This is a genomic window from Actinophytocola sp. (genome assembly GCF_036002505.1).
Classification (GTDB): Bacteria; Actinomycetota; Actinomycetes; order Mycobacteriales; family Pseudonocardiaceae; genus DASYTH01.
The window spans coordinates 1-4,546 of the sequence record NZ_DASYTH010000475.1; the positions used below are offsets into that span (position 1 = coordinate 1).

4 protein-coding genes are annotated in these 4,546 nt (G+C 72.6%); 3 read left to right on the forward strand and 1 reads right to left on the reverse strand.

What is annotated here, in order from left to right:
- The first annotated feature begins 153 nt into the window (after positions 1–153).
- From VGR06_RS42160 to VGR06_RS42170, 3 genes are read left to right on the forward strand one after another with little or no spacing between them, the layout of a single operon-like run.
- A complete protein-coding gene (locus tag VGR06_RS42160; RefSeq protein ID WP_327564875.1) occupies positions 154–774 on the forward strand; it encodes a 50S ribosomal protein L25/general stress protein Ctc in 621 nt (206 codons plus the stop codon).
- Between the two features lie 12 nt (positions 775–786).
- Positions 787–1,362, forward strand: coding sequence for an aminoacyl-tRNA hydrolase (gene pth, locus VGR06_RS42165; RefSeq protein ID WP_327564876.1), 576 nt, complete (start codon positions 787–789; stop codon positions 1,360–1,362).
- A gap of 20 nt (positions 1,363–1,382) precedes the next feature.
- The gene (locus VGR06_RS42170) at positions 1,383–2,498 is read left to right on the forward strand and encodes a DivIVA domain-containing protein (protein ID WP_327564877.1); all 1,116 of its coding nucleotides are present in this window, start codon (positions 1,383–1,385) and stop codon (positions 2,496–2,498) included.
- Between the two features lie 160 nt (positions 2,499–2,658).
- On the opposite strand, the gene VGR06_RS42175 is transcribed toward VGR06_RS42170, so the two are convergent.
- Positions 2,659–4,353 carry a fatty acyl-AMP ligase gene (locus VGR06_RS42175; RefSeq protein WP_327564878.1) on the reverse strand — a complete coding sequence of 565 codons (1,695 nt, stop codon included), beginning with the start codon at positions 4,351–4,353 and terminating at the stop codon, positions 2,659–2,661.
- Positions 4,354–4,546: the final 193 nt, after the last annotated feature.

The window sequence follows — 4,546 nt, forward strand, 5'->3', positions numbered from 1 at the left end:
ATGACCACCGCGTAAACTGTCGGGGTTGTCTCGGCGAGGGCGGGCTGGCGCCCGTCGTGATCGACGCGGCGGTGCGACTGCCGTGTCTCCTCACGCTCTCGCCGCCGCAGCCGCCGCCCCCGGAAGTCTTTCATCAGCAAGGAGAGCACCACCGTGTCCGAGGTCCGTCTCGCCGCCGAGCCGCGCACCGAGTTCGGCAAGGGTGCCGCGCGCCGCACCCGACGCGCCGGCAAGATCCCCGCGGTGCTGTACGGCCATGGCTCCGACCCCAAGCACCTGGCCCTGCCGGCGCTCGAGTTCGCCCGCGTGGTCCGGGAGCACGGCCAGAACGCCGTGCTGACCCTGCAGATCGGCAACGGCAGCGACGAGCTGGCGCTGACCAAGACCGTCACCACGCACCCGATCAAGAACTACATCGAGCACGTGGACCTGCTGCTCGTCCGCCGCGGCGAGAAGGTCACCGTGGAGGTGCCGGTCGTGATCAGCGGCGACGCCGCGCCCGGCACGCTGGTCACGTCCGACCTCACCACGCTGCAGATCGAGGTGGAGGCGCTGACCATCCCCGAGCAGCTCGAGGTGTCCATCGCCGGCGCCCAGGCCGGCACCCAGGTGCTGGCCGGGCAGGTTGCGCTGCCGGCCGGCGCCACGCTGGTCAACGACCCCGAGGCGCTGGTCGTCGCCGTGAACGCGGCCCAGGCCGCCGAGGTCGAGGAGCCCGCCGAGGGTGCCGAGGCCGAGGTGGAGGCGCCGGCCGGCGAGAACGGCGAGGACTGACCGCGGGCGGGCATGGACACGGCGCCCACCCTGGTCGTCGGCCTGGGCAACCCGGGTCCGCGGTACGAGGGGAACCGGCACAACGTCGGTTTCCTGGTAGCCGACGAGCTGGCCGACCGGATGGGCGGGAAGTTCAAGGGGCACCGCTCGGTCGCCGACGTGCTCGAGGGCCGGCTGGCCGGCGCCCGGGTGGCGCTGGTCAAGCCGCGCGTGTTCATGAACCTCTCCGGCGGGCCGGTGGCCGGCGCGGTGAAGTTCTTCAAGGTGCCGATGGAAAACCTGGTGGTCGTGCACGACGAGCTGGACCTGCTGTACGGCGCGGTGCGGTTGAAGCTCGGCGGCGGTGAGAACGGCCACAACGGGCTCCGGTCGGTTACCAAGTCGCTGGGTAGCCGGGATTATCACCGGGTCCGATTCGGCATCGGCCGGCCGCCGGGCAGGATGGACCCGGCCGACTTCGTGCTCCGCGACTTCTCCGCGACCGAGCGAAAGGAGCTAGCCTTCGCGGTCGACCGGTGTGCGGACGCGGTTGAGGCATTGGTCAGCATGGGCCTGGAGGCGGCACAGAACGTGTTCCACGCCGGCTGACCGGAACGGAGGCAGCGCGGATGGACCGGGAACCGCTCACCCCGGACGAGGTTCGCAACGTCGTCTTCGACAAGGCGCCGCTGGGCAAACGCGGCTACCGCGAGCGCCAGGTCGACGACTTCCTCGACCGCATCGAGGCCGCCCTCCGCGGCCGCGACAACCTCAGCGCCGCCGACGTCCGCGACGTGGCCTTCGAAGAGGCCCCGCGGGTCAAACGCGGCTACCACGAGGACCAGGTCGACAGCTTCCTCGACATCGTCATCACCACCCTCGAACAACGCGAGCGCGCCCCCGCCAACCGCCTGCGCCCCGCCAACGGGGTCCCCGACCCCCGCTCCGGACCCGACGGCCGCCCGCGGGGCGCCGGCCAACCCCTGGGACCGGACTCCCGCGCCACCGGCCCCGACTCCCGGCGCGCGTCCGGCGGTCCGCCACCCGGCTCCCGTTCCGGCGGACCCGATCCGCGGCCCGGTGATCAGTTACCCGGCGGCGGCTCCTGGCAGAACGGCCCTCCGTCCCTCCGCGATGTCCGCCCCGTAGGCGGCCAGTCACCCGGCGCCCGGGTGAACGGCCCAGCCGGTCCCCCGTCCCTCCGCAACGTCCGCGCGGTCGGCGGCCAGTCACCCGCCCCCCGAGCCAACGGCCCGGCCGGTCCCCCGTCCCTCCGCGACATCCGCCCCGCCGGCGGCCAGTCACCCGGCGCCCGGTCAGCGGAGTTCCCGATCCCACCGGGGTCAATGGGCCGCGGCCCGGGCACGTCCACCGGGCTCCGTGCGGTCCCACCACCGTCCGGCCGCGGCCCGGTACCCGTACGCCCGGACCCCACCGAGCAAACCAACCCGATGCCGCTTGAGCCCCCGGTCCCCCGCGACGGCCCGCTCGCCCTCGGCGCCCGGCTGTCGCTGCCCATCCCGCCGGCGCCGCCCGGCGCGCACGGCTACCGCCCGGCCGACGTCGAGCGCCTGGCGGCCCTGCTCGCCCTCGCCGTCGAACAGGCCAACGGCCCCACCTTCACCGACCTGATGAACGCCCGCCTCAACTGGACCCCCGGCACCGGCCAGGGCTACCACACCGGCGTCGTCGACGCCCTGCTCTCCGCCTGGGTAGCCGAACTCCGCCGCCGCGACGGCGGTTAACCAGCGTGTTGGCGCCCCACGTCGCCATGTTTGCCTGTGGCGTCGGTGTGTTGGCGCCTGGCGTCGGTGTGTTGGCACATCACGATGTGGCGGACCGCGCCAGATGCCAATGCGCCGACGTGAGGGGCCAACACAGCTGCGTGAGGCGCCAACATGGCGGCTAAGCGAGGTCCGCTTCGCCTTTGGCGATGCTGGCGGCTAGCTGTTCGCCGGCGGCGGCGCGGCGGAGCTTGCCGGACGGGGTCTTGGGCAGTGTTCCCGGCGGCAGCACCAGTACGGCGGCCGGGCGGGCGTTGACCGACTCGAACACGCGCGCGCCGACGTCCTTGCGCAGCGCCTTTTCCGCGGCCTCGTCACCGGCCAGTTTGGACTCGACGACGACGGCGAAGCGCTCGCGGCGGCTGCCGGCGTCGAGCCGGACGGCGACCGCGTTGCCGGCGCGGACACCGTCGACCGCGGTGGCGGCGCGCTCGATGTCGGTGGGGTAGATGTTGCGGCCGCCCATGATGATCACGTCCTTGCGCCGGCCGCAGATGACGATCTCACCGTCCACCGTGTACCCGAGGTCGCCGGTGGCCAGCCAGCCGTGCTCGTCCTGGGTGGGCACCGGACCGTCCACGGTGAGGTAGCCCGGGGTGATCGCGGCGCCGCGCAGCCGGATCTCGCCGACCTCCCGCTCTCCCAGCCGGTTTCCTTGCTCGTCAACGACTTCCGCCTCGATGCCGGGCAGCGGCGGGCCCAGCCGGGCGAACGAGCGCACGGTCCGCTCGCGGTGGTCCGCGGCGGACGGGTCGACCGGAATGGCGCGGCCCTGCGACTCCAGCGCGTCGGCGTCCACGTAGTCCAGGGTCAGCCCGGTGAACAGCGGCGCGAACGACACCGCGAGGGTCGCCTCGGCCATGCCGTACGCGGGGAACACGCATTCCGCCGGCATGCCGTACCGCGCGCCGGCCTCGGTGAACGCCCGCACCGCCTTCTCGTCGATGGGTTCCGCCCCGTTGAGCGCGATTCGCAGCGTGGACAGGTCGTACCCGGCCGAATCGTCCGCAGTGGACAGTCGCCGGCCGAGCAGCGCGTAGGCGAAGTTGGGCGCGGCGGTGATGGTCGCCCGGTACTTGGTGATCAGCTGGGCCCAGAGCAGCGGCGCGGTGAGGAAGTCCACCGGGGTGACCTTGACCAGCCGCACGCCGATCAGCATCGGCGTGGTGTAGAAGCCGACCATCCCCATGTCGTGGAACATGGGCAGCCAGGACACCATGATGTCGTTCTCGATGTCCAGCTTGGCCATCTCGGCCATCGCCTCGATGTTCGAGATCAGGTTGCCGTGGGTGATCCGCACGGCCTTCGGCTCCGCGGTCGAGCCGCTGGTCAGCTGCAGCAACGCGGGCGCGTCCTCGTCCACCTCGACCACGCCGGGCAGCGGCTGCCCGCCGCCGAGGTCGGTGATCAGCCGGTAGCCGATCCCGCGCTCCTCCAGCACCGGCGCCAGCTGGTCGAACGGCGCACCGAGCAGCACCAGCTTGGAGTCGATCATGCTGAGCACCCGCACGGTGTCCTCGGCCCACATCGCGATGTCCGTGCGCGGCGTCGGCTGGTGCAGCATCGTGACGCTGCCGCCGGCCAGCCACACCGCCTGCACCGCGGGCCCGATCGCGGCCGGCTCGGCGGCCAGCACCGCCACCGCGTCGTGCTTGCCCAACCCGTGAGCCACGAGGTCGCCGGCGACCTGCCGCGCCCGCTCGTGCACCTCACCCCAGGTCGTGTGCACCGGCTCCTTCGGCTCCCCGGTCACCACGCCCTGCCGCTGCCCCACCGTGCGGGCGGTTTCCAGCAGCCTGTCCACGAACCGACTCATGCTGTGTCCTTCTGGCTCGCTCCGCTCGCACGAGCGGGCCTTGACGTGGTGTCTTCCCTCCTGCGCTGCTCGGTCACTCGCTGGCGCTCGCTCCCTGCGCTGCTCGTCAGTCCAGACACCACCGGCCCGCTCACAGCTCCCCCTCGCAGGCTCGGTCGAGCCGCTCGCGGTCGCCCTGTGACATTGATTCGCT

Bases quoted from the DNA above. Each gene is read 5' to 3' on its own strand.
- VGR06_RS42170 (WP_327564877.1), top strand. From the start codon at position 1,383: ATGGACCGGGAACCGCTCACCCCGGACGAGGTTCGCAACGTCGTCTTC.
- pth (WP_327564876.1), top strand. From the start codon at position 787: ATGGACACGGCGCCCACCCTGGTCGTCGGCCTGGGCAACCCGGGTCCG.
- VGR06_RS42175 (WP_327564878.1), bottom strand. From the start codon at position 4,353: ATGAGTCGGTTCGTGGACAGGCTGCTGGAAACCGCCCGCACGGTGGGG.